Source organism: Streptomyces sp. NPDC088785, from assembly GCF_044750685.1.
GTDB lineage: Bacteria > Actinomycetota > Actinomycetes > Streptomycetales > Streptomycetaceae > Streptomyces.
The window spans coordinates 328308-353493 of the sequence record NZ_JBIVKH010000001.1 but is presented as its reverse complement, the minus strand read 5'-3'; the positions used below and the strand labels follow the sequence as shown (position 1 = coordinate 353493).

The 25186-nt window shown below is 73.3% G+C and carries 13 protein-coding genes; 9 read left to right on the top strand and 4 right to left on the bottom strand.

From position 1 onward, the window contains the following. Nucleotides 1-38 precede the first annotated feature (38 nt). The 3 genes from ACIP5K_RS01540 to ACIP5K_RS01530 all read left to right on the top strand — a co-directional run bounded on the left by ACIP5K_RS01540 (nucleotide 39) and on the right by ACIP5K_RS01530 (nucleotide 10781). Nucleotides 39-3617, top strand: coding sequence for a LamG-like jellyroll fold domain-containing protein (locus ACIP5K_RS01540; protein WP_401405219.1), 3579 nt, complete (start codon nucleotides 39-41; stop codon nucleotides 3615-3617). A gap of 188 nt (nucleotides 3618-3805) precedes the next feature. Continuing rightward, on the top strand, nucleotides 3806-10312 hold the full coding sequence (locus ACIP5K_RS01535) for an RHS repeat-associated core domain-containing protein (protein ID WP_401403864.1): 6507 nt from the start codon (nucleotides 3806-3808) through the stop codon (nucleotides 10310-10312). Beyond that, nucleotides 10299-10781: a hypothetical protein gene (locus ACIP5K_RS01530; protein ID WP_401403862.1), complete on the top strand. Its 483-nt coding sequence runs from the start codon at nucleotides 10299-10301 to the stop codon at nucleotides 10779-10781. The genes ACIP5K_RS01535 and ACIP5K_RS01530 overlap by 14 nt, the downstream gene beginning before the upstream one ends. 13 nt (nucleotides 10782-10794) lie before the next feature. Here the strand turns inward: ACIP5K_RS01530 and ACIP5K_RS01525 are convergent, their stop codons facing one another. Together ACIP5K_RS01525 and ACIP5K_RS01520 are read right to left on the bottom strand one after the other, a co-directional pair. Next, nucleotides 10795-13491 carry a discoidin domain-containing protein gene (locus ACIP5K_RS01525; RefSeq protein WP_401403860.1) on the bottom strand — a complete coding sequence of 899 codons (2697 nt, stop codon included), beginning with the start codon at nucleotides 13489-13491 and terminating at the stop codon, nucleotides 10795-10797. Nucleotides 13492-13566: 75 nt separating this feature from the next. Beyond that, on the bottom strand, nucleotides 13567-14685 hold the full coding sequence (locus ACIP5K_RS01520; RefSeq protein ID WP_401403858.1) for a pyridoxal-phosphate dependent enzyme: 1119 nt from the start codon (nucleotides 14683-14685) through the stop codon (nucleotides 13567-13569). Between the two features lie 268 nt (nucleotides 14686-14953). On the opposite strand from ACIP5K_RS01520, the gene ACIP5K_RS01515 reads away from it, so the two are divergent. From ACIP5K_RS01515 to ACIP5K_RS01490, 6 genes are all read left to right on the top strand, one after another. After that, nucleotides 14954-15706, top strand: coding sequence for a GntR family transcriptional regulator (locus tag ACIP5K_RS01515; RefSeq protein ID WP_401403856.1), 753 nt, complete (start codon nucleotides 14954-14956; stop codon nucleotides 15704-15706). Between the two features lie 259 nt (nucleotides 15707-15965). Next, complete coding sequence (locus tag ACIP5K_RS01510; RefSeq protein ID WP_401403854.1) at nucleotides 15966-17684, top strand: purine-cytosine permease family protein; 1719 nt, start codon at nucleotides 15966-15968, stop codon at nucleotides 17682-17684. 219 nt (nucleotides 17685-17903) lie between these two features. Then, complete coding sequence (locus tag ACIP5K_RS01505; RefSeq protein ID WP_401403853.1) at nucleotides 17904-18107, top strand: SPOR domain-containing protein; 204 nt, start codon at nucleotides 17904-17906, stop codon at nucleotides 18105-18107. A gap of 21 nt (nucleotides 18108-18128) precedes the next feature. Next, nucleotides 18129-18524, top strand: coding sequence for a (deoxy)nucleoside triphosphate pyrophosphohydrolase (locus tag ACIP5K_RS01500; protein ID WP_401403851.1), 396 nt, complete (start codon nucleotides 18129-18131; stop codon nucleotides 18522-18524). A 141-nt stretch (nucleotides 18525-18665) separates the two neighbouring features. After that, nucleotides 18666-19085 (top strand): ATP-binding protein, encoded by a 420-nt coding sequence (locus ACIP5K_RS01495; RefSeq protein ID WP_401403850.1) that lies wholly within the window; start codon nucleotides 18666-18668, stop codon nucleotides 19083-19085. A 259-nt stretch (nucleotides 19086-19344) separates the two neighbouring features. Continuing rightward, the gene (locus ACIP5K_RS01490) at nucleotides 19345-21981 is read left to right on the top strand and encodes a SpoIIE family protein phosphatase (RefSeq protein WP_401403848.1); all 2637 of its coding nucleotides are present in this window, start codon (nucleotides 19345-19347) and stop codon (nucleotides 21979-21981) included. Nucleotides 21982-22008: 27 nt separating this feature from the next. Here the strand turns inward: ACIP5K_RS01490 and ACIP5K_RS01485 are convergent, their stop codons facing one another. Further along, entirely contained in the window at nucleotides 22009-22722 is a 714-nt protein-coding gene (locus tag ACIP5K_RS01485; RefSeq protein WP_401403846.1) for a PspA/IM30 family protein, read from the bottom strand. A 55-nt stretch (nucleotides 22723-22777) separates the two neighbouring features. Continuing rightward, the gene (locus ACIP5K_RS01480; protein WP_401403844.1) at nucleotides 22778-24871 is read right to left on the bottom strand and encodes a TPM domain-containing protein; all 2094 of its coding nucleotides are present in this window, start codon (nucleotides 24869-24871) and stop codon (nucleotides 22778-22780) included. Nucleotides 24872-25186: the final 315 nt, after the last annotated feature.

Genomic DNA, 25186 nt, shown 5'->3' with positions numbered 1-25186 from the left:
CCGGGGCGAGCGCGCTGGCGGCGCGGAGCGGTGAGCGGGTGGCCGTGGAGAGCGCGACGACGCCGTCCTCGCAGACCTTCGCCAATCCGGACGGCACGTTCACGCAGGAGATGAACGCCGCTCCGGTGCGGGCGCGCGACGCCGCCGGCGGGTGGGCGTCGCTCGACACGACCCTGGTGCGCGGCGCCGACGGCACGGTCCGGGCGAGGAACACCACGGCGGACGTCGCCTTCTCGGGCGGCGGCAGCGGCGCGGGCCTGGTCACCCTCGACGACGGCGGCCGCGGGCTGACGTTCGGCTGGCCCACCGCCCTGCCCGAGCCCGCACTGGACGGCGCCACCGCCACCTACGCGTCCGTCCTGCCGGACGTGGACCTGAAGCTGACGGCGCTGAGCACCGGCTACACCTCGGTGCTGGTGGTCAAGTCGGCGCAGGCGGCGCGGAATCCGGCGCTGGAGTCGATCCGGCTGACCGTCGCGGGCAAGGGCCTGGACGTCGCCGCGACCGCCGACGGCGGGTTCGTCGCGCGGGACGGCGACGGCTCCCCGGTGTTCGAGAGCCCGGCGGGCCGCATGTGGGACTCGGCGGGCGACACCCCGGCCCCCAGCGCCACGTCCGGCGACACCCCGGCCGCCGGTGCCGGGAAGGCGGCGACCCGTACGGCCTCCGCCGCCGACGGGACCGCCGCCGACGAGACCGCGGCCGACGAGACGCCGGCGGACGAGACGCCGGTCCCCGCCGCCAAGGGCGAACCGGCCCCGGCCGAGGGCCCCGGCGACGGGGACGCCGTCGCCGAGGTCCCGCTGGAGGTCACGGACACGACCCTGCGGATCCAGCCCGACCTCGGCCTGCTGCACGGCAAGGACACCGTCTTCCCGCTGTACATCGACCCGCCGACCAAGGGCATCGCGCTCGGCGACTGGACCGCCCTGTCGTCGGACGGCGACAAGTTCTGGGAGTTCGACGGCGACAAGGGCGTGGGGCGCTGCTCCAACTACGGCGGCTACCTCTGCTCCAGCAGCCCGTACACCCAGCGCCTCTACTTCGAGTACCCGCTCTCCTCGATCCACGGCAAGAAGGTCCTGGACGCGACGATGGAGGTCTACCAGGAGTGGACCTTCACCTGCGACCCGCAGTGGTACGACCTGAGCCGCGTCGACAAGGGCATATCGTCGTCCACCACCTGGTCGTCGCGGCCCACCGCCGTGGACCTGATGGGCGACCGCAACGTCGCCTACGGCCGGGGCGGTCTGTGCAGCCCCTCGCAGCCCGCGAACTGGGTCCGTTTCAGCGACAACGTGGGCGAGGAGACCAACGAGAACCTGACGACGACCCTCGCCTCGTACGCGGCGAACAAGACGTCGCAGATCACCTTCTCGCTGACCGCGCACGACGAGTCCAATGCCGCCGCCTGGGCCCGCTTCCGCGACGACGCCAAGCTGTCCGTCACGTACGTCTCCTACCCCGACAAGCCGACCTCGTACGGCGTCCAGGACGGCACGACCGGGCGGGCCTGCAACGCCTCCTCCCTTCCGTACGCCACCAGTGACACGACCCCGAAGGCGCTCGCCACGGTCCAGTCCGCCGACGGCTCCAACGCGCAGCTGCGCGCCGCGTTCGAGGTGTGGAAGGCCGACGGGTCCAGCCGCGCCTGGTCCGGGTACTCGCCCGACGGCACCTGGGCCGCCGACAACGCGCCCCGCACCGGCACGTCCACGGCCCTGACCGCGCAGACCGACTACCGGATGCGCGTCAAGACGCAGGCGTACTACAAGACCGACCGGGGCAGCACGGGCGTCCTGGACTCGGCCTGGTCGTCGTGGTGCTACTTCCGGGTCGACACCGACTCCCCGCCCAAGCCCGTCGTGACCAGCGCCGACGGCGTCTACAAGCCGTCCGGGACCGATCCGGCGGCCGGTGGGGTCGGCACGCCCGGCCGGTTCACCTTCACGCCCGGCGACACCAACCCGACCACGGCCGGCATCCAGTCGGACGTCACCAGCTTCAAGTGGAAGCTGAACAGCGGCGCGGTCTCCAGCCCGATCACCGTCGCCAAGGGCACCGCCACCACGCAGACCATCACCCCCAACCAGGCGGGGGAGAACACCATCCAGGTCTGGGGGTACGACGCGGCCCAGCACAGTTCGCTCACCGCCACCTACAGCTTCCTGGTCAAGGGCGCCGAGAAGCCGTCGGGGATCTGGCACCTCGACAACACGCTCACCGACGCGACCACCGCCACCCAGCACCCGCTGACCTCGTCCGGCGCGGCCTGGGACACCCTCGCCCGCAGCGGCGCGGGCGCGGCGAAGCTGAACGGCACGACGGCGTACCTGTCCACCTCCGCGGCCGTGCTCGACACCACCAAGTCGTTCACCGTGTCGGCCTGGGCCCGGCTGGCGAAGAAGGACGTCAACTACACCGTCCTGTCGCAGGCGGGCACGAACGCCTCCGGGTTCCAGCTCTACTACTCCAGCGCCTACAACGCCTGGATCTTCAACCGCCACCAGAGCGACGCCACCGACCCGGTCATCGTCCGCTCCGTCGGGAGCAGAGCGCCGGTGCTCAACGCCTGGACCCACCTGACCGGTGTCTACGACGCCGCCGCCCAGACCGTCCAGCTCTACGTCAACGGCGTCCCCCAGGGCAGCCCGGCCGCCTTCACCACCCCGTGGAAGGCGTCCGGCGGCCTCCAGGTCGGACGGCTCTGGTACACCGGCGGCAAGGAGAACTTCGCCGGGACCATCGACGAGGTGAAGGTCTGGTCCCGCGCCCTCGCGGACACCGAGGTCGCCCACGACGCCTGGCTGGAGGACGAGGACCTCGGCGACGGCACCGCCGGCGACCCGGTCCCCGCCCTGGTGTCCAGGTGGGACGCCACGGACACGACCGACGCGACCGGTACCACGGTCAAGGACACCAGCGGCTTCGGACGCAACCTGACCCTCAACGGCGCCGCACTCGCCACCGTCAGCCACGGCGACCCGGACATCGGCGAAGAGGTCACCACGACCCAGACCATGACCCTCAACGGCACCAGCGCCTACGCCACCGCCACCGGCCCGGTCGTCGACGACACCGGCTCGTTCACCGCCACCGCCTGGGTCACCCTGGCCCCGGCGAAGCTCGCCGACACCAGCAAGTCGTACGCGGTGCAGGTCATGGGCCAGTCCGGCACCAGCCAGTCCGCGTGGGGCGTCTGGTACGAACAGCCCGCCGGCAGCACCCAGGGACGCTGGACCTTCGGCCGGCCCGGCAAGGACGGCACCGGCGCCACCTGGACCACCAGCACGGCGACGGCGGCCACCACGGCCCAGCTGGGCGTGCCCACGATGCTGACGGTCGTGTACGACGCGCAGGCGGCGCCCGACCCCGACGACACGTCCAGGCTCGGCGCGCTCCGGCTCTACGTCGACAGCGCGCTCATGGGCGACGAGGACGGCGTCCCCTACACCGCCCCCTGGCAGGGCGGCGGGGCCTTCGAGATCGGCCGGGCGAAGATCGACGGCGCCGCCGCGCGCTACTTCCCGGGATCCGTCGACAGCGTCCGGGTGTGGGCCGGTGCGACCTCCACCGACACCGTCGCGAACCGCTTCAACACCGAGCAACAGCAGTAACCGCAGCGGTAACCACAGCAGCACCGACGCAGCAGCACCACCAGCAGGAGGGCGCGCGCCGTGCGCGGCAGGTGAGTCCCACCGCCGCGCACGGCTCCGGCGCCGACCGGCCTCTCGCGCCGCCCCGTACAGCGTTCCGGTTCCGTTGCCGGGCGCTTCCCACCCATTCCCAGAACCAGGACACCACCATGTCTCGAGCGCCCGTGCCCAGACGCGTGCCCGGAGCCGTCGTCCCCCGATGGCTCGTCCGTGGAGCACTCGTAGCCTCCTTCGCCCTGCTGCCCCAGGTCGTCACGCCGTCGGGCGACTACTTCGCCGCGCAGGCCCAGTCGATGTCCGCGCGCAAGCAACTGGAACACCCCTCCGACGCCAAGATCGACAAGGTCGGACGGTTCGGGCGCGGCGTCTCCGAGGCGCCCGGGGACAAGGCGGCAGCGGCCGCCCGGCAGACCCGGGAACGGCTCGGGAAGGCCGCCTGGCCGGAGCCCGGCAGGGCCGCCGTGTCGGTCGGCGCGTCCGGCGGGACCCGGACCACGGTCGGCGGACTCCCCGTGCGGCTGGCCCAGGCACCGGCCCCCGCGCACCGGAAGGCCGAGGCCGGGGGCGCCGCGCCCACCGCGCGCGCCACCGGCCCCGCCGAGCCGCTCGCCCTGAGCCTGAGCTCCCGGGCCGCGGCCCGGAAGGCGGGGGTCGACGGCGTCCTGCTGACGGTCGCTCCGAGCGGCGAACGCCGGGGCGCCGCGGACACCGACGGGCTGCGCGTCTCCCTGGACTACTCCTCGTTCGGCGACGCCTACGGCGGCAGCTTCGGCCCCCGCCTGCGCCTGGTCACGCTGCCCGGGTGCGCGCTGACCACGCCGGACAGGGCGGCCTGCCGCACGCAGACCCCGGTGGCGGGCGCCGACAACGACGCGGCGGCCCGCACGCTGAGCGGCGCCCTGCCCGCCCGCACCCTCGCCGCGGGCTCCGCGGTCGTGCTCGCCGCGGCGGCGGGCGGCTCGGGCGGCGGCGGCGACTACGGCGCCACCTCGCTGTCGCCCAGCGCCACCTGGGAGGCCGGCGGGAGCACGGGCGACCTCAACTGGAACTACCCGCTGCGGGTGCCGCCCGCCACGGCCGGCCCCGCGCCGAACCTGTCGATCTCGTACAACTCCGGTTCGGTGGACGGCCGTACGGCCGGTGAGAACAACCAGACCTCCGTCGTCGGCGAGGGCTTCTCCATGACGGAGTCCTACATCGAGCGCAAGTACGCCTCCTGCAAGGACGACGGCAACAGCACCAAGGGCGACCTGTGCTGGAAGTACGCCAACGCCACCCTCGTGCTCAACGGCAAGGCCGTCGAACTCGTCAACGCCTGCGACGACAAGGCGGCCTGCGACACCGCCGCCGCCTCGGAGGCATCCGGCGGCACCTGGAAGCCGAAGAACGAGGACGGCACGCGCGTCGAGCACCTCACCGGGGCCACCGGCAACGGCGACAACAACACCGAGTACTGGAAGGTCACGGACGCCTCCGGGGTCCAGTACTTCTTCGGCCGGAGCCGGCTGCCCGGCTGGAGCGACGGGGGCACGACCGACACCGCCGACGACGACCCGGTCACCAACTCCGTGTGGACGGTCCCGGTCGCCGGGGACGACGCCGGGGAGCCCTGCTACAAGTCCAGCGGCTTCGGCGACACCCTGTGCAACCAGGCCTGGCGCTGGAACCTCGACTACGTCGTCGATCCGCACGGCAACGCCTCCGCGTACTGGTACGGCAAGGAGACGAACTACTACTCCAAGAACGCCGACACCGGCGTCAACGGCACCGCCTACACCCGCGGCGGCTACCTCAACCGCATCGACTACGGCCTGCGCAGCGACCTGATCTACGCCAAGCCCGCCGCCCAGCAGGTCTCCTTCACCTACGCCGAGCGCTGCGTCACCTCCGGCGGCTGCGACAGCCTCACGAAGGACTCCAAGGCCAACTGGCCCGATGTGCCCTTCGACATGATCTGCGCCTCCGGCACCAAGTGCGGCACCCAGATCGGCCCGGCCTTCTTCACCCGCAAGCGGCTCACCGACATCACCACCTCGGTGTGGACCGGCACCGGCACCACCCGGCGCGACGTCGACGCCTGGCACCTGGAGCAGAGCTTCCCCGACACCGGGGACGCCTCCTCGCCGAGCCTGTGGCTGAAGTCCATCCAGAACACGGGCCGGGCGAACTCCACCGCGGCGCAGCTGCCCCCGGTCGTCTTCGGCGGCGTACAGATGCCGAACCACGTCGAGGGAAGCGGCCAGGACACCCTGCGCTACATCAAGTGGCGCGTGCGCACCGTCAGGTCGGAGAGCGGCTCGACGCTGACCGCCAACTACTCCGACCCGGACTGCGTCTGGGGTTCCGGCATGCCGTCGGCGGTCGACAGGAACACCCGCCGCTGCTTCCCCGTCAAGTGGTCCCAGTCCGGGGCCGCGCCGGTCACCGACTGGTTCCACAAGTACGTGGTCACCTCCGTCCTCCAGGACGACCCCTACGGACACGGCGACACCGGCCAGACGTCCTACGACTACCAGGGCGGCGCCGGCTGGGGCTACGCCGACGACGAGGGACTGACCAAGTCGGCCAACCGGACCTGGTCCGCGTGGCGCGGCTACGGCAAGGTCGTCGAGACGGGCGGTGACTCCGACGGCCCCCGGTCGAAGAAGACCACCCTGTACCTGCGGGGCCTGGACGGCGAGAAGGAGCTGGACGGCACCCCCCGCGTGGAGAAGGTGACCGACTCCACGGGAACCACGATCGACGACGCGCGCCCGTACGCGGGCTTCGTCCGCGAGACGATCGTCTACAACGGATCGGACGAGGTCAGCGGGACCGTCAACACTCCGTGGATGCACAGGACGGGAAGCCACGTCTACAGCTGGGGGACCACCGACTCGTGGATCGTCCAGCCCGGTGAGAGCGCGACCCGCACCCGTACGTCCACCGGTTCGCGCACGGTGAGGCAGAAGACGGCGTACGACACGACGTACGGCATGCCGCTGAGCGTGGACGACCTCGGCGACACGGCGAAGAGCGGCGACGAGACGTGCACGCGCACCGCCTACGCCCGGAACACCACGGGCTGGCTGGTGAACACGCCGAGCCGGGTCGAGGTCTACTCCGTCGGGTGCGCGGCCACGCCGAAGGTCCCCGACGACGTCGTCTCCGACACGACCACGGCCTACGACGGCCAGGCCGTCGGCGCGGCCCCGACCAAGGGCGCCGTCACGTCGACCTACCGCGTCGCGGGCTACGGCACGAACGGCGCGCCGACCTACCAGAAGGTGACGGGGAGCACCTTCGACAAGCTGGGCCGCCCGCTGACCGAGTCCAACGCCCGCGGGGCCACGGTCCGCACGACGTACGTGCCCGACGACACCGGGTACGGCCCGCTCACCGCGAAGACCTCCACGGACCCGATGCAGTTCACCGCGACCACCGCGGTGGACCCCGCGTGGGGGACGGCGACGAAGACGACCGACGCCAACGGCAACGTCACCGAGTGGTCCCTGGACGCGCTCGGCAGACTGCGGACGGTGTGGAAGCCGGACCGCTCCCGCGCGCTCGGCGACGCCGCGACCCTCGGCTACGCGTACAGCATCAACAACGACAAGGAGACCTGGGTGCGCACCGACGCCCTTAAGGCGGACGGCAAGACGTACAACAGCTCGTACGAGATCTTCGACTCGCTGCTGCGCAGCCGCCAGACGCAGGAGCCCGCGCCGAACGGCGGCCGGGTGATCGCGGAGACGCTGTACGACGACCGCGGGCTCGCCTATCTGAGCAACACCCAGATCCACGACAACGCGGCGCCGTCGGGCGCCCTCGCCAACACCTACCCGGGCTCGGTGCCGGCGTCCACCGAGACGGTCTTCGACTCCGCGGGCCGCGCCGCCCAGTCGGTCTTCCGCGTCTACGACCAGGAGAAGTGGCGCACGAAGACGGAGTACCAGGGCGACCGCACGGCCGTCACCGCCGCGGCCGGGGGCACCGGCACCATGAGCATCGTCGACGCCCGCGGCCGGCTCGTCGAGCGCCGGGAGTACGCCGGACCCGACCCGACCGGCGGCGACTACACCCGGACCCTCTTCGCGCACGACCCGTCGGGCCGCCTCACCAGGATGACCGGGCCGGACGGCGCCGTCTGGTCCTACGGCTACGACCTGCGCGGCCGCAAGACGACCTCCACCGACCCGGACAAGGGGACCGTCGAGACCACCTACAACGACGCCGACCTGCCGGTGACGACCAGCACGACGCTGAAGGACGTCACCCGGACCCTGATCACCGACTACGACGACCTCGGCCGCAAGACCGGCACGTGGGACGGGACGAAGGACGCCGCCCACCAACTCACCAGGTTCACCTACGACTCACTGGCGAAGGGCCAGCCGACCGCGGCCGTCCGGTACGTCGGCGGCACCGGCGGCAAGATCTACTCGCAGGCCGTCACCGGCTACGACGCGCTCGGCCGCCCGAAGGGCACGAAGACCGTGCTCGCGGCCGACGACCCGCTCGTGACCGCCGGGGCGCCGAGCAGCTTCACCACGTCGACCACGTACAACATCGACGGCACCGTCCAGTCCACGTCGATGCCCGCCGTGGCCGGGCTGCCCGCGGAGACGGTCACCAACAGCTACAACGACCTCGGCATGCTCACCGGGACCGACGGCATGACCGACTACGTGCAGAACATCGGCTACTCGCCGTTCGGGGAGATCGAGGAGACCCGGCTGGGCACCTCGACCGGCGCGAAACAGCTCCAGGTGATCAACCGCTACGAGGACGGCACCCGCCGGCTGTCCAACATGCACACCGTGGACCAGACGAACACCGGGTACACCAGCGACGTCGACTACGGCTACGACGCCACGGGCAACGTCAAGTCCGTCACGGACAAGGCGAACGGCAAGGACACCCAGTGCTTCGCCTACGACGGCCACCGCCGTCTCACCGAGGCGTGGACGCCGTCGTCCGCCGACTGCGCCACGACGCGGTCGGCGACCGCGCTCGGCGGCCCGGCGCCGTACTGGACGAGCTGGACCTACAGGCCCGGCGGTCTGCGCGACACGCAGGTCGAGCACAAGGCGGCGGGCAGCACCACGACCGCCTACGGCTATCCGGCCCTCGACGCCGACGGCGGCGGCCAGCCCCACGCGCTCACCTCGGTCGAGGTCGACGGCGGGGCGGCGAAGACCCTGGAGTACGACGAGCAGGGCAACACCACCAAGCGCTACGACGCGACGGGCGCGGCACAGAGCCTCACCTGGGACATCGAGGGCGAACTGGTCCGGCTCACCGAGGGGGCCAGGGCCACCGACTACCTCTACGACGCCAACGGCGACCTCCTGATCCGCCGCGGCACCGGCGAGAGCGTCCTCTACCTGGCCGGCCAGGAACTCCACTACGACACCGGGACCAAGAAGTTCAGCGCCCAGCGCACGTACCCGGCCGGTGACATCACCGCGGTGCGCACCGAGTCCGGACTGACCTGGATGGTGGACGACCACCACGGCACGTCGTCCCTGGCGCTGGACGCCACCAGCCAGGCCGTGACCCGCCGCTACACGAAACCCTTCGGCGAGAGCCGCGGTGCCGCCCCGTCGGCGTGGCCGGACGACAAGGGGTTCCTGAACAAGCCGGTCGACTCCGACACCGGTCTCGTCCACGTGGGAGCCCGCGAGTACGACCCGGCGACCGGCCGCTTCCTCTCCGTCGACCCGGTCCTCGTCACCGAGGACCAGGAGTCCCTGAACGGCTACGCCTACGCCGACAACACCCCCGTCACCAAGACCGACCCCACGGGGATGCGCCCCATCACGGACTGCGAGCGCGGGTGCAGCGACGGCAAGGGCGGCACGTACACGGACTACATGAGCATGGGCGCCAACGGCGGCTGGGTGTACCACACCACCAAGACGTACACGATCCAGGTGCCCGGCACGGGCAGTACGTACATCAGCGCCACGGTGCACACCACGGCGGGGCGCACGACCTCCCTGGACATCGCCGTGTTCACCAAGCCCAAGCCCACGTTCAAGAAGGGGCCGAACCCCGAACCGGAGCGCAAGGAGGGCAAGAAGGGCAAGGTGATGGACCTGTCCGCCCAGGAGCTGGTCATGCTCTGGGCCAAGGGCGGTCCGACCGACGTGACGCTGCCTCCGGACGGAGAGTTCGTCCGGCAGTTGCGCACGGAGGACCACTTCCGCGGGTTCCTGCGCAAGATGCAGAACATGATCAAGGACGGCCAGTACACGGGCCACGGGAAGTTCGACAAGTCCCATGCCGACCGCAGCGGTGTCGCCAAGGCCTGGGAGGCGCTCACGGACGCCACGGGATTCGTGACGGAGGGCATCTACGGCGGCAGCCCCGCGAGCTTCGCGCTCGGCTCCTACAACCTCGACTGGGAACTGCTCGGGGTCTCCTGCCAGCCGGCGCGCACCGACTCCGAGTGGGACCACGGAGCACTGGTCGGGCAGGTCAAGGTGTCCATCTCGAACACCATGTCGGTAGCCTCTGCGACGCGCTCCGTCTCGGACGACGGATACAAGAAGGGGAAGTCCAACGGGTTCATGAAGGCGGGCTCCGACGCCGCCAAGCACATCTGGCCGGACGGGCAGAAGGACACCACCGTGACGATCAACTGGATCGAGGAAGTGTATGTACCGAATTAGGGGCGGGCGGCGTGTCCTGCTCGCCGCTGTTCCGGTCCTCCTCGTCTGGGGCACGACCGGTTGCGACCAGGAGGAGGGCACGCCCGCCCCGACCCGGGGGCAGATCGTCGGCTCCTGGGCGAACAGGGGCGGCGACCTGATCACCTTCCGCGAGGGGGGCCGGGGCGTCATCTCCCGGGGGGCGCAGCTCCAGCTGAGCGACCTGATGAAGAAGGCCGACACGAAGCCGGAGTGCTCGTTCTCGTGGGGTGTCGACCCGGTTCCCGCGGGCGGCGACACCTGGATCTCGGTCCGCTTCGCGGCAGGCGAGTGCGGGCCGGTCCCCGGCGAGTTCGGGCTGTACTACTACCACGAGGAGAAGAGCGGGGAGCTGCGGCTCTCCCCGGCGGTGGAGTTCCCGCCGCCCGGCGAGATCTACGTCCGGAAGGGGAGAGCCGTACCGTCGGCGGAGCCGACGACGTCCGCGTGACGGCGCGGCGGGCTCACGTCACGGTCAGCCCGCCCACCGCCGACGGCGCGCCACCGGTCTGGGTGACCCGCACGAACCGGGCCCGGGCCCCCGCGCCGAACGCCGTCCAGTGCCGTCCGTCCGCCGAGACCCGCACCCGGTACGCCCGCGTCCCGGTCACCGTGACCTTGTGCAGGGTGCGGGAGCCGCCCAGGTCGACGGTGAGCGCGGCGCCCGGCCGGGCGGGCCGCCAGGCCGTCGCCGGGTTGCCGTCGACGGCGGCGCCCGCGTACTGGCCCGGGTCCTCGGACGTCGCCCGCGCCGGCCGGCAGCGCGCCAGGTCCGGGGTCGGGGCGAGGTCGGGGCGCCGGGTCCGCAGGGTGAGCCCGTCGGCCGTCACGGTGCCGCGGCCGGCCGGGGACTCCACGGTGAACGGCCGGCCGGAGGTGAGCCGCACGGTGGTCCGGCGGGCGCCGAGCGCGATGTCGTACGTCCGGCCCCGCCACCGCAGCCCCTTGACCGTGACCCCGCGCGCCAGCTGCGGCGGCAGCATCGGATCGAGCCGCACGGCGTCCCCGTCCCGGAGCCGCAGCCCGGTCAGCCCGTGCGTGAAGACCTGGAGGAACCCGCCCTTGCCGGTCAGGAAGTCCTGCGCGGGCGCCCCGGCGAGCGCGTCGCCCCCGCCCGCCTTGTCGCCGCGCGCCTCCGAGAACGCGCCGAAGGGCTCCCGGAAGAACGGCCGCGAGGCCCGCTCCAGGAACGTGTACGTCGCGCAGCCCGGCTCGCCGATCGCCGCGGCGGCGGCCGCGTGCGCCGAGTCCGTCATCGCGGGGCCGCTGGGGTCGGTGTGCGCCGCGTAGTGGTCGAGGGTGGCCGCCGCGGCGCCCGCCGGCATCGGCCGCCAGTCCAGCGGATACAGCAGCAGCACGGCGTCCGCCTGCTTGCCGTCCCGCGCGTGCGCCGGGTCGTAACCGGCGTACTGGAGGAAGATCCTGCGGCGCGCGTCGTACGGGATCCGCAGCCGGCCGGCGATCCTCGCCCAGTCGGCGCCGGGCCGCGCGCCGACCAGCCGGGCGGCCGCGACGGCGGCGCGCAGGGAGGTCGCCGCGACTGCGTTCGTGTAGACCCCGTCGTCGACGCCGTTGCTGTACTCGTCCGGCCCCGCCACGTCGTCGATCGAGTAGGAGCCGTCCTCCCGGTGCGCCGTCACCCGTGAACTCCAGTACGCGGCCAGCCCCTTGAGCAGCGGCCAGCCCCGCTCGCGCAGCCAGGCGCGGTCCCCGGTGGCCTGGTAGTACTGCCAGGCGGCGATCGCGATGTCGCCCTGGAGGTGGTTCTGGAGGACGCAGTGGGGCGGGTACCAGCTCTGGCACTCCTGCCACAGCCCGCCCGAACGGGCGCTGGTCCAGGGGTACATGAGCCCCTTCACGGACGTCCTGCGCGCGTTGTCGGCGGCCGCCGCCCGGGTGCGGTAGCGGTACGCGAGGACCGGCTCGGCCAGCTCCGGGCGGGTGGCAAGCAGCGCGGGGAACATCCACGTCTCGGCGTCCCAGAACACCATGCCCGCGTAGTCGTCGCTGCTCAGGCCGGCCGGCGGGATGCTGTCGTCGGCGCCCGCGCGCACCGAGGAGAGCAGGCCGTACTGGGCGGCGCGCAGCTCTGCCTGGAGCCGGGGGCGGCCCGGCACCTCGATGTCGGACGTCCACAACGCCCGCCAGGCGCGGACGTGTTCGTCCTTCAGCGCCTGCCAGCCCGCGGCCGCAGCCCGCTGCGAGGCGCTCACCGCCGCCCGGCGCGGGGCGGCGGAGGTGAGGGAGGTGTCCACGCCGACGTACTTCACGACGTCGTAGCGGGTGCCGGAGCGGGCGTCGAACTCCGCCGACGTGGCGCCGTCCAGGCCGTCCGAGCGGCGGGGCTCGTGGGTGCGGCCGGGGGAGCGCAGGGTGGAGGCCACCGTGCCGCTCACCCCGGTGCCGTCGGTGCGGAAGCCGACCGCGGCGGTGCGCTTGCCCGCCGGGCCCGCGCCGGTCGCGGCCAGCCGGCGGGCGCCGCGCCCGTCGATCCGGTCGGTCACCGTGACCCGGCCCAACCAGTGCGGGGTGACGCGCAGGCGGACCGCGCCGACGTGGGCGCGGGCCCGGTCGGCCAGCACCTCGAAGGACAGGCCGGTGCGGCGGCCGTCGCGGTGCACCCAGGTCAGCGAGGTGACGACCGTGCCGCAGCGCAGGTCCAGGCGCTGCCGGTAGCCCGTGGTGCGGCTGCCCGGCCCGTACGTCTCCCCGCGCGCGCTCACCTCCAGGGCGGTCCAGTTCGGGAGCGCGGCGAGGGCCGGGCGGTGGGCGGTGTGCTCCGGGCCGCGCGCGTACAGGCCGGAGACGAAGGCGCCGTCGTAGCGCGGCGTGTAGAGCGGCCAGCCCGTCTTCCGCGCACCGGCGTCCGGGGTGTGGCCGGAACCGGTGGAGGGGACGCGGACGCCGAGGTAGCCGTTGCCGGTGTACGCCGAGTAGGGGTTGCCGGGGTCGGCGGTGCGGGTGCCCAGGGTCCAGCCGGGGGCGGCGCAGGCGGGGGCGGGGCCGGCGGGGGCCGCGGGGGCTGCGGGGGCCGCGGGGGCCGGGGGGAGGAAGGCGGCCGTGGTCAGGACGAGGGTGAGGGGGAGGGCGGCGGTGAGGGTCCTGCGGGCGATGGTGGTCACGGGTCGAGCGTGCGGGGTGGGGGGTGCCGGGTGCGGCATGCGCGCCGGTGATTGGGCGGTCCGGGTGGGCGGGGCCGTCCGGGGCGCACCGTTCTCCCGGGTCCGGGCGGGGCGCTAGGCGGCCAGGCCCGTCTTCAGGCCCGCTCCGCAGAGGGGGACCACCGCGGTGCGGGCGGACAGGGTGGCGCCCAGGGGGCCGTCCTCGCGGGTCGCCGCCCAGCAGGCGGCGCCGGTCGACTCGACGTACAGGCCCCGGGACGCCAGGTCGAGCTGGGCGTGCCGGAGCTGATCCTCCGTCACCGTGTGGAAGGCGCCGCCCGACTCCCGTACCGCGCGCAGGATCTGCCGGGCCCGCGGCGGGTGCGTGAGGGCGATGCCCTCGGCGACGGTGGGCGCCGTCGGCGTGACCCCCACCAGGTCGTCCGCCCCGGCCCGCCACGCCGCCGCCAGCGGGGCCACCGCGGCGGCCTGCACCGCGTGCAGGGCGGGCCGCCGGTCGATGAGGCCCGCGGTGTGCAGCTCGGCGACGGCGAGCGCGGCCCCCAGCAGCAGCGTGCCGTTGCCGACCGGGACGACCAGCACCTCGGGCAGCCGGCCGCCCAGGTCCTCCCACAGCTCGTGGACGTACGTCTTCGTGCCGTGCAGGAAGTACGGGTTGTACACATGACTGGCGTAGAACACGCCGTCCTCGTCGGCGGCGGCCCGCGCCGCGCGCGCCGTCGCCTCCCGGTCGCCCTCCACCCCGTGCAGCCGTGCCCCGTGCGCGCCGATCTGCTCCAGCTTCTTCGGCGAGGTCCCTTGGGGCACGTAGACCGTGCAGGGCAGCCGGGCGCGGGCGCAGTAGGCGGCGATCGCCGTGCCCGCGTTGCCGCTGCTGTCCGCGATCACCCGATCGGGCCGCAGCCGCGCGGCCAGGGCGGCGAGCAGCACGGCGCCGCGGTCCTTGAACGACAGCGTCGGCATGAGGAAGTCCAGCTTCGCCGAGACCTTCTCGGTGAGCGGCACCAGCGGGGTGCGGCCCTCGCCGAGGGTGCAGTCCGGCACCGGCAGCGGCAGGCACTCCGCGTAGCGCCACAGGGAACCGGCGCGCCCGCTCAGGGACGTGAGCGGGGCCGGGGTCGGCGCGAAGTCGAGGTCGAGCGGGCCGCCGCAGGCGGGGCAGCACCAGGTGAGGGACCCGGCCGGGACGCGGGTGCCGTCCAGCGGGCAGTAACAGTCGGGCAGGGCGCTCATGAGAAGAGCGTAGGCAGCCCGGCGCCGCGGGAAACGTACGCACGGCCGATACGGGCGCCGATGTGTGAATGGCTCACTACCTGGAGAAAGTCCCTGCGTAAAGCCCTGCTCCCGGGTAAGTCATCACATCGAGTGATTCTCTGGCCTTCGCTTGCACGTCTCAACCGACGGTTGCCACGCTGTTGCTGTCTGTCAATGTGCCGGGGGTGCCGCGGACGGCGGTCGGGGGAGACCGCTCGGGATCCGCGGGGAGCGAGGGGAACAATCAGTGTCATTCGGTGAGCAGCCGGCGTACCTGCGCGTCGCGGGTGATCTCCGCGAGAAGATCGTCAATGGCTCACTGCCGCCACACACCCGCCTCCCGTCCCAGGCCAAGATCCGCGAGGAGTACGGGGTGTCGGACACCGTCGCCCTGGAGGCGCGCAAGGTGCTGATGGCGGAGGGGCTGGTCGAGGGCCGCTCGGGGTCGGGGACCTATGTGCGCGAGCGGCCGGTCCCGCGCCGCGTCGCCCGCTCCGGGTACCGCACGGGCGGCGGCTCCACCCCGTTCCGCCAGGAGCAGTCCGAGCCGTCGGCGCGCGGCACCTGGGAGTCGCGCAGCGAGCAGGCCGAGGCGGAGGCCGACCTCGCCGAGCGGCTCGCGATCCACCCCGGCGACCGCGTGATGCGCACGGCGTACGTGTACCGGGACGCGGGCGAGACGATGATGCTCGCCACCTCCTGGGAGCCCCTCGCGGTCACCGGCCGCACCCCGGTGATGCTGCCCGAGGAGGGCCCGCTGGGCGGCTGCGGCGTGGTCGAGCGGATGGCGGCGATCGACGTGATCGTGGACAACGTGACGGAGGAAGTGGCCGCCCGCCCCGGCCTCGCCGAGGAGCTGAGCGCGCTCGGCGGGGTGCCCGGACACGTCGTCATCGTCATCCACCGCACCTTCTTCGCCTCCGGCCGGCCGGTCGAGACCGCCGACATCGTGGTCCCCGCGGACCGCTATCAGATCGCCTACCACCTGCCGGTCAAATGACCCCGGACCTGGCCCCCGACCGGCCCTGACGCCGGGCCCGTACGGGACGCCCGCGCGCCCGTCCGCTGGCCGGACGCGCGGTGCGGCCCGCGATATCCGGAGTTAACCGGGCCCCGGCTCCCGTAACCGGCAGGCAATCCCGCGCTGCCCCGGCCCGTCACGCACGGCTCCTACCGTCCATCTGCGTACCCGCCGTACCGGTATACCGCTACCGCTGCGGCAAGGCCCCGCTGACTGACGGACGAACGGGAAGCCGACGATGACCGAGACCGCACTGCCCACCGCCGATCCGGCACCGCCCCAGCCGCCGAACCGGCAGGCGCCCCGGCGCAGTTACGCCAAGCTCGCGGCCGACGAGTCCCGCGAGGACTTCTCGCTGCGCTACGCCCCGCACTCCTACCGGCGCTGGTCGCCGACCATGGTCGCCTCGACCGCGCTCGGCGGCATCGCCTACCTCGCCGACTTCGCGATCGGCGCGTCCATCGTCTTCACCTACGGATTCACCAGCGGCTTCGCCTCGATCCTGTGCGCGGCGACGATCATCTTCCTCACCGGCATCCCGATCGCCCGGGCCTGCGCCACCTACGGCCTGGACATGGACCTGATCACGCGCGGGGCCGGGTTCGGCTACTTCGGCTCGACGCTCACGTCCCTGATCTACGCCTCGTTCACCTTCATCTTCTTCGCGCTCGAAGGCTCGATCATGGCGCAGGCGATGCACGAGGTGATCGGGCTGCCGCTGCCCGTCGGCTATCTGCTGACGACGCTCATCGTCATCCCGATCGTGTTCCGCGGCATGGGCGCGCTCGCCAAGGTGCAGGCGTGGACGCAGCCCGTCTGGCTGATCGGCCTGGTGCTGCCCTTCGTGATCCTCGCCTTCCACTCCCCGGGCTCCTTCGGCGACTTCACCCACTTCGGCGGCACCGAGGGCGCGGGCAGCGGCTTCTCCTGGCTCGGCTTCGGGCTCGGCACCGGCGTCGCGCTCTCGCTCATCGCCCAGATCGGCGAGCAGGCCGACTACCTGCGCTTCATGCCGGCCAGGACCGAGCAGAACCGCAGGCGGTGGAATCTGGCCGTTCTCGCCGCGGGACCCGGCTGGGTGATCATCGGCGCGGCCAAGCAGATCGGCGGCGCGCTGCTCGCCTTCGTGGCCCTCGAAGCCGTCGGCACCACGCACGCGCTCGAACCGATCGCCCCGCAGATCGAGGCGCTGAAGCCGTGGCTGGGCTCGGTCGCGCTGCCCGCCGCCGCGCTCTTCGTGATCGTCTCCCAGATCAAGATCAACGTCACGAACGCCTACAGCGGCTCGCTGTCCTGGTCGAACTTCTTCTCCCGCGTCACCCACCGGCACCCCGGCCGCGTCTGGTACATCTTCCTCAACCTCGCCATCGCGCTGACGCTGATGGAGATGAACATGTTCGCCGCGCTGAACAAGCTGCTCGGCTTCTACTCGAACGTGGGCATCGCCTGGATCGCGGCCGTCGCCGCCGACCTCGTCATCAACAAGCGGGTGGGCTGGAGCCCCAAGTACATCGAGTTCAAGCGGGCCTACCTGTACGCGGTGAACCCGGCGGGCTTCGGCTCGATGGTGATCGCCTCGACCGTCTCCATCCTGGCCTTCTTCGGCCTGTTCGGGGAGTACGCGGAGGCCTTCTCCACCTTCATCGCGGCCGGTCTCGCGCTGACCCTGTGCCCGCTGATCGCCTGGGCCACGAAGGGCAAGTACTACCTGGCCCGGCCGAACCCGGTGAACGGGCCGGACGTCGTGCTCGCCGACGGCGTCGACCTCACCGCCACCCACACCTGCGCCGTCTGCGAGACGGCGTACGAACTGCCCGACATCGCCGACTGCCCGGTGCAGTCCGGGCCGATCTGCTCGCTGTGCTGCTCGCTGGACGCGACGTGCGGCGACGCCTGCACGAAACTGCCGTCCGGGGAGGCCGTTCTGCTGCCGCTGCCGACGGTGCGCAGGGACTGAGTGGGACGGGTGTGACGCAGGGGGCGCATTTATGCAAATGCGCCCCCTTGGCGCCGTCCGGTGATGGCTTGTTGCGTATCTCTTTGTGCCAATACGTATCCGCTCTGTGAAGGTCAGGCGTAGGCTCGGGCATATGCGGATTGTGGTTTCCTCGAGACGCTCAGGGGGCGGGGCACGATGCGAGCCGGAGTCGGGCCGATCAGGGAGGGGCGGCGCACGATGAACGACGGCACGACGACACTTCCGTGGCTCGTCATACGCCAGGACGACAACGGCAACCGCTACCGCGTGGGCCGCTACGCGACCAGGGCGGAGGCCCAGCGCATAGCCGACAGCCTCGACGCCCACGGCCACAAACAGCTCTACTGGGTCGAGCGCCTCTCGGAGAACACCACCTCGGTGCGCAACGGCTCGGTGCGCTGACGGAGCCGTAAGCTCCGCCGCATGACCGATCAGACCGAAGCGGCCGTCGTGGTGGTCGCCGCCGCCCTGTACGACACCGCGGGCCGGCTGCTCGCCGCGCGCCGCAGTGCGCCCCCCGAGCTCGCCGGCCGGTGGGAGCTGCCCGGCGGCAAGGTGGAGCCGGGGGAGGCTCCGGAGCGCGCCCTGGTCCGCGAACTGCGCGAGGAGCTGGGCATCGAGGCCGCCCCGCTCGCGCGGGTCCCCGGCGAGTGGCCCCTGAAGCCCGGTTACGTCCTGCGGGTCTGGCGCTGCGCCGTCGTCTCGGGCGACCCCCGGCCCCTCCAGGACCACGACGACCTGCGGTGGCTGGCCCCGGCCGACATCTGGTCCGTGGACTGGCTGGACCAGGACGTCCCCGCGGTGCGGGCCGCCCTCTGACCCCGGCGGACCCTACGCCGTACGTACCACCCGGGCCCACTCTCCGCACGCTCCGCGATAACACCCCACCTCGTCCGGGTATATCCCGATTACGCCCGATGAAATCGGACGCAATCCTCGCGGGTCAGGGAAGTGATCGGTGTGCTCCACACCCAGGGCGACGTCGCCGAGTGGGCCTTCCCCGCCGACCCCATGGCCGTCCGCAGGGCCCGCGCGGCGGTCCGGGCGCAGCTGGCCGCCTGGGACCTCGACGACCTGGCCGACATCACGATCCTGCTGGTCAGCGAGCTGGTCACCAACGCGCTGCGGCACGCGTCGGGCCCCATCGGCGTCCGGCTGGTCCACCCGGAGACCGCCTGCGGCGCCCTGCTGGTCGAGGTCTCGGACCCGCTGCCCGATCCGCCCCGCGCCCGCACGGCCGCCCCCGACGACGAGGGCGGCCGCGGCCTCCAGCTCGTGGCGGGCGCGTCCCGGCGCTGGGGGACCCGGCCCGGCGGCGCCACGACCGGCGGCACGACGGGCGGCAAGACCGTGTGGTTCGAGCTGGCCCTGCCGGACTGAATCCGGACGGACGGGCGCATCCCGGTTAAGCGGGTCGCACCTGGTTAAGAGACGGGAATGTGGAACTCGGCTGGAGAACGCGGTGTGTGGACGCACCCGCACTCTGGGTACGGAAAGAGTCGGTCCCGACGGGCCAAAAAGGGTCGGGACAGTGGTGTGATCGTGAACACCGTGTCGTGCGGCTCCGTAGTGCTGGATACTGCGGGCAGCCGCCCCGGTGACCGGTGCCGGACGCGGTGAGCTGGAGGGGACGGTTCGCGTGAGCGAGATACCAGCGAAGGCCGGGGCATCCGAGAACACCTCGGGCGCCCCGGACAAGGCGTCGACGCCGGAAACGGGCCGGACGCCGCTGGAGCGAGCGCAGCCGGATCCCGGTCCGGCCGCCGACATCTGGCAGACGAGCCCGCCCGGGTCGATCTACGACTACATCAAGGTCGCCTCGTTCTCGATCGGCCCCGACGGGCTGATCGACCAGTGGAGCCTGCGCGCCGCGCAGCTCTTCGGGGTCGCGGCCGAGGACGCCGTGGGCAAGGACCCCGTCGAGGCGTTCGTCCCGCCCGAGCTGCGCGACCGCGGCCGCCGCAAGATGGCGGAGATCCTGGACGGGCGGGAGTGGACCGGCGTGGTCCCGTTCCGCACGTACGGCGACGGGCCGGGCGAGCAGCACGGCACGGCCGAGGTCTATGTGATGCCGTCGACCACCGAGGCCGGTGAGCGGGCCGCGGTCTGCATCGTCGTGGACGTCCAGACCCTGCGGGGCATCGAGACGGACCTCGCCGCCTCGCAGTCGATTTTCGGTCAATCTCCCTTCGGATTCCTGCTGTTCGACACCGATCTCAAGGTCCAGCGCGCCAACCGCACGTTCACCTCGGTCTTCGGCGGCCACGGCGAGGACCACCGCGGCCGCACCGTCCACGACTATCTGCCGCGGCACGAGGCCGACCGGGTGCAGGGCGCGCTGCGCCGGGTCCTGGAGAGCGGCAACGCCGTCACCGACATGCAGCTCGTCGGGCCCGCCCCGGACTCGGCCGAGCGCCGGCACTGGTCCATCAACCTCTACCGCGTGCACACCGGTTCGGGCCGGACCATCGGCATCGCCGGGCTCGCCACCGACGTCACCCGGCGGCACGCCGCCGCCCGCGAGGCCGCCCACGCCCGGCGCAATCTGGCCCTCCTGAACGAGGCGGGCGCCCGCATCGGCAACTCCCTCGACCTGGAGACGACCTCCCGCGAACTCCTCGACGTGGTCGTGCCCGGCTTCTGCGACCTGGCCTCCGTCGACCTCTACCAGGGCCTGCTCTCCGGCGACGAGACGGCGCTGGCCAACCACCGGCTCGCCGACGGCAGCGCCGAGCTGCGCCGGGTCGCCGCCGCGAGCGCCGTGGCGGACGTGCCCTTTCTCGACCCGGGCGGCGAGCAGCCGGTCGGCGTGGGGGCCGTGCACCGCTTCGCGTTCAACTCCGCCTGCGCGGACGCCCTGCGCACCGCCCGCCCGCAGACGCTGCCCGCGCAGCCCGGCGGCCTGGTGCAGTCGACGCTCGCCGTGCCGATGGTCGCGCACGACACCGTCGTCGGCCTCGTGCAGTTCTCCCGCACCAAGGGCAGCGAGCCGTTCAACGAGCGGGACCGGGCCCTCGCCATGGAGCTGGCCGCGCGCGCCGCGGTCTGTATCGACAACGCCCGGCTGTACCGCCGCGAGCACGAGCGCGCCCTGATACTGCAACGCTCCCTGCTCCCGCCGGACAACCCCGAGGCGTCCGGCCTCGACATCGCCTGCCGCTACCTGCCGGGCAACGCGGCGACCGAGGTCGGCGGCGACTGGTTCGACGTCATCGAACTCCCGGGCCACCGCACCGCGCTGGTCGTCGGCGACGTGATGGGCCGCGGCCTGCGCGCCGCCGTCGCCATGGGCGAACTGCGCACCGCCGTGCGCACCCTGGCCCTGCTCGACCTCGAACCCGCCGAAGTGCTCAGCGCGCTCGACGAGATCGCCCGCGGCCTCGGCACCCCCGGCGGCGTCCAGCAGGCCACCCGCGCCGCCCGCACCGCGAACCAGAGCGGCGAGGACCTGTCCGAGGTCTACCTCGCCACCTGCGTCTACGCGGTCTACGACGCCGTCACCCGCCGCTGCACCTTCGCCAACGCCGGGCACCTCCCGCCCGTCCTGGTCGAACCCGGCGAGGGCGCGCTGATGCTCGACGTACCGCCGGGCATGCCGCTCGGTGTCGGCGGCGAACCCTTCGAGGAGGTGGAGGTCGAACTCCCGGAGGGCAGCCTGCTCGCGCTGTACACGGACGGCCTGGTCGAATCGCGGGACCATCCGCTCGACGAGGGCCTGTCCGCGTTCCGGGCCGCCCTCGACGACCCGTCACCGGCCCTGGAGGACGTCTGCGACCACGTCCTGACCACCCTCGACACCCACCACGGCGAGGACGACATCGCCCTGCTGATGGCCCGCATCCAGGGCCTGCCCGCGGAGAACGTCGGCGACTGGACGCTGCCGCGCGAGCCCAAGTCGGTCGGCCGGGCCCGCGAGCGGGCCCGCGCCCAGCTCCTCGCCTGGGATCTGGAACCCCTCGTCGACACCACCGAGCTGCTGGTCAGCGAGCTGGTCACCAACGCGCTGCGGTACGGCGAGGGCGAGATCAGGCTCCGGCTGCTGCTCGACCGCTCACTGGTGTGCGAGGTGTGGGACGCCGGTCTCGTGCAGCCGCGCAGGCGGCGCGCCCGGGACACCGACGAGGGCGGCCGCGGCCTCCAGCTCGTCGGCCTGCTCAGCGCGTCCTGGGGCTCGCGGCGCACCCCGCGCGGCAAGACGGTGTGGTTCGAGCTGCCGCTGCCGGACGGCGGCGCGGGTCTGGTGGACCCGACGGAGGCCCTGCTCAGCCTCTTCTGACCGGTCCGGCGCACGCTCCGGCGACGGTCAGGACCCGCTCTTCAGGGCGGCGAGCCGGGCCTCGATCTCGGCCGCGTCGCCGAGCGAGTCCAGCTGCTCGAACTGCGCGTCGAGGGAGGACGCGGCCAGCTCCTGCCTGCCGAGCGCCCGCGCCTCCTCGCGCCGCACCTTGTCCTCGAAGCGGCCCAGCTCGCTGCTGGGGTCGAGGACGTCGATGCTCTTCGCGGCATCCAGCATCCGGTTCTGCGCCTGCGCCGTCTTGGCGCGGGCCACCAGCTGGTCGCGCCGGGAGCGCAGCTCCGTCAGCCTGGCCCCCATCTGGTCGAGCCCGGACCTGAGCCTGCCGACCACCTCGGTCTGCGCGGCGATCGTCGGCTCGGCGTCCTTCGCCTCCTTCTCCGACTGCAACTGCCGGCCCAGGGCGACCTTCGCGAGGTTGTCGAACCGGTCGGCCTCCGCCGCGGTCCCGGCCGCCCGCAGCTCGTCCGCCTTCTTGCTGGCCGCGAGCGCCTTGCCGCCCCACTCGGCGGCCGCGTCCACGTCCTCCTGGTGGTCCTGCTCCAGCATCCGCAGATTGCCGATGGTGGTGGCCACCGCCTCCTCGGCCTCCGCGATGTTGTCCGTGTAGTCGCGGATCAGCTGGTCGATCATCTTCTGCGGATCCTCCGCGCCGTCGAGCAGCGCGTTGATGTTCGCCTTCGCGAGCTGCGCGACCCGGCCGAGGATGGTCTGCTTCGTCATGGTCAAGTCCTCACGTACGGGGATGGACAGGGGGAACACGGGTGGGCGGAGCGGGTCAGAAACGCCCGCCGCCGCCCCGGCGGCCGCGCGTCCCCCCTCCGCCGAAGCTGCCGGGCCCGCCGCCGCGCCCGCCGCCCCCGAACCCGCCCGTGCCGCCGCTCATGCCGCCCCCCATACCGGCGCCGCGCCCGCCGTTCAGCAGCCCGCCGAGGATGATCCCGCCGAGCACCGCGCCGCCCGTGCCGCCGCCACCGCGCCCGCCCCCGTACGGATCGCCGTACGCGCGCACGTCCCGCTCGGCGAGGGACTGCGCCTGCCGGGCCAGCGCATCGGCCTGCTGCGCCTCCGCCAGCGCCGCCGCCGGGTCGGCGTCCTGGGCGGCCCGCGCGTTCGCCAGGCGCCGCTCGGCCTCCGCGAGCCGGGTGCGGGCCTCGCTGCCGACGGCGCCGCGGTGCGTGGTGACGAAGTCCGCCGCCGCGCCCGTGCTGCTGCCCGCGGCGAGCAGCGCCTGGCCGAGCAGCGAGCGGGCCCGCGCGGTGCCCGCCTCCCGCTCGCGCGCCGCCCCCAGCGCCTCGTCCAGCGCGGTGTCCGCCTCCTCGACCCGGCGCAGCGCGTCGACCGGGTCGTACGGCCCCGCCGCCAGCTCCGCGCGCACCTGGCCGACGACCGACTCGACGCGGGCGATGCGGCCGCGCAGGTCGGCGGTGGAGACGCCCTGCCCGGTGCCCTCCAGGAGGCCGCGCGCGTCCGCGAGGTCGGTGTCGGACCCGGTGAGCGCGGCGGGCAGCCGCGCGTCGGCCTCGGCCAGCTCGCCGGCCAGCCGGTCGATCGCGGCGACGAACGTCCCCGCCTGGTCGACGGCGCCCTCGGCGGCCCGCAGGTGGACGGCGCCCCTGCCCGCCTCGCCCGCGTCGACACAGCCGCGGGCCTGGTTGAGCTGGGTGGTGGCGAACAGGAGCCGGTCCTTGGCCTGCTCGACATGGCCCGCGACGGTCCGGAGCGCGGACGCCGCGTACCGGCCGCCGAGGGCGCTCAGGGTCTCCTGCGCGCCGGTGGTGCGCGCCGCCAGCTCGCGGAAGGTCCGCTCGGCGTGGGCGAGCGCCTCGGGTGCGTTCTGCTCCAGGGCCCGCAGCCGGTCGAAGTCGGCGGCCTGCGCGTCGAGGGCACGTTCGGCCTCGGTGCACCGGCCGACGATCTCCTCCAGCATCCGCCGCTTCGTCGCGTCGTCCTCGGGGAACGCGTCGTCGAGCTGCTGGCGCAGCGCGAACGCGGCGGTCAGCTCGCTCTGCGCGGACGCGAGCGCCGCCCGGAACCCCTGGACCGCGTCCTCGCCGAACTGCGCGGTGGCGAAGCCCAGTTCCTCGGTGCTGGTGCGCACGGCGTCGTCGGTGCCGACGAGCAGCCGCCTGGCCCGCTTGTCCAGCTCCGGCAGCGGGACCGGCGGCTCCCCGCCCCGGCCCGGCGCGGCGCCCGCGGACGGGCGGGGCGCGCCGCCGTGCCGCTTGCGGCGGGTGTACGCGAAGGCGACCACGGCGCCGGCCCCGCCGACGGCGATCACCGGCAGCACCAGGTCGCCCGCGCCGCTGCCGCCGGAGTCGCCCGCGCCCGGGTCGGCGGCGCCGGGCGTCACGGTCGGGGTGGGCACCGGGCGGCCCGCGACGACGGCGCCGATCCCGTCGGCCGCGCCGACGGCGGCCCCGGCCCAGTCGTTGCGGCGCAGCGCCGGTTCCACGGCGGTCCGCGCGATCTCCTGGATCTGGGCGTCGGTGAGCCGGGAGTCCTGGTCGACGGAGAACGCGTACTGCCGGTCGTGGGTGGCGACGGCGAGCAGGACGTCGTCGAGGCCGAGCCGGTTCCTGTCGGCGGTGGCGTCGGCCCAGTCCCGGGCGGAGCGGCCGGAGAAGTCCCGTACGTAGGCGACGTAGAGCTGGATGCCACGTGCGTCGTCGAGCGCGGTCAGGGCGTCGGCGGCGGCGTCCCGGCGGTCGCCGAGGGCGTTCACCTCGTCGGTGAGCTGGCCGGTGCGGGAGAGGGTGACCGGGTCCTCGGCGTGACCGGGGGCCGCGGGGAGCAGCAGCCAGGCCAGGGCGAGCAGCACGGCTGCGGCGGTCCGCGCGGCTGTCGGGCGCACAGAAGCGGCGGGCGTCACGTCTGGGAGCGTATGTCCGTGAAGAAGGTGCCGCGACCGGGGCGCCCCCACAGCACCCGCACGGCCGCGGCACCCGTGCGGGGGCCGAGCGGTCGGCTCGGACCTGACGACGCGCCCCGGTGGCCGGCGGGGGCGGGCGGGGTCAGGTGCGCGCCCGCCCCCGCCGTGGCGGGCCCGCGACGTCAGGGTTCGCGGGCCCCGGGGACCGGGACGGCGGGGGTCAGGGTCCGCGGTCCCGTGGAGTCGCGGGCGGCCCGGGGGAAGGACCGCCCGCGACGGATCGGGGTGGACGGCGGCGACACGGGGGGTCGAGCC

Bases quoted from the DNA above. Each gene is read 5' to 3' on its own strand.
- ACIP5K_RS01500 (WP_401403851.1), top strand. From the start codon at position 18,129: ATGACCGATCAGACCGAAGCGGCCGTCGTGGTGGTCGCCGCCGCCCTG.
- ACIP5K_RS01525 (WP_401403860.1), bottom strand. From the start codon at position 13,491: ATGCCGCACCCGGCACCCCCCACCCCGCACGCTCGACCCGTGACCACC.
- ACIP5K_RS01520 (WP_401403858.1), bottom strand. From the start codon at position 14,685: ATGAGCGCCCTGCCCGACTGTTACTGCCCGCTGGACGGCACCCGCGTC.
- ACIP5K_RS01510 (WP_401403854.1), top strand. From the start codon at position 15,966: ATGACCGAGACCGCACTGCCCACCGCCGATCCGGCACCGCCCCAGCCG.
- ACIP5K_RS01505 (WP_401403853.1), top strand. From the start codon at position 17,904: ATGAACGACGGCACGACGACACTTCCGTGGCTCGTCATACGCCAGGAC.
- ACIP5K_RS01485 (WP_401403846.1), bottom strand. From the start codon at position 22,722: ATGACGAAGCAGACCATCCTCGGCCGGGTCGCGCAGCTCGCGAAGGCG.
- ACIP5K_RS01535 (WP_401403864.1), top strand. From the start codon at position 3,806: ATGTCTCGAGCGCCCGTGCCCAGACGCGTGCCCGGAGCCGTCGTCCCC.
- ACIP5K_RS01530 (WP_401403862.1), top strand. From the start codon at position 10,299: ATGTACCGAATTAGGGGCGGGCGGCGTGTCCTGCTCGCCGCTGTTCCG.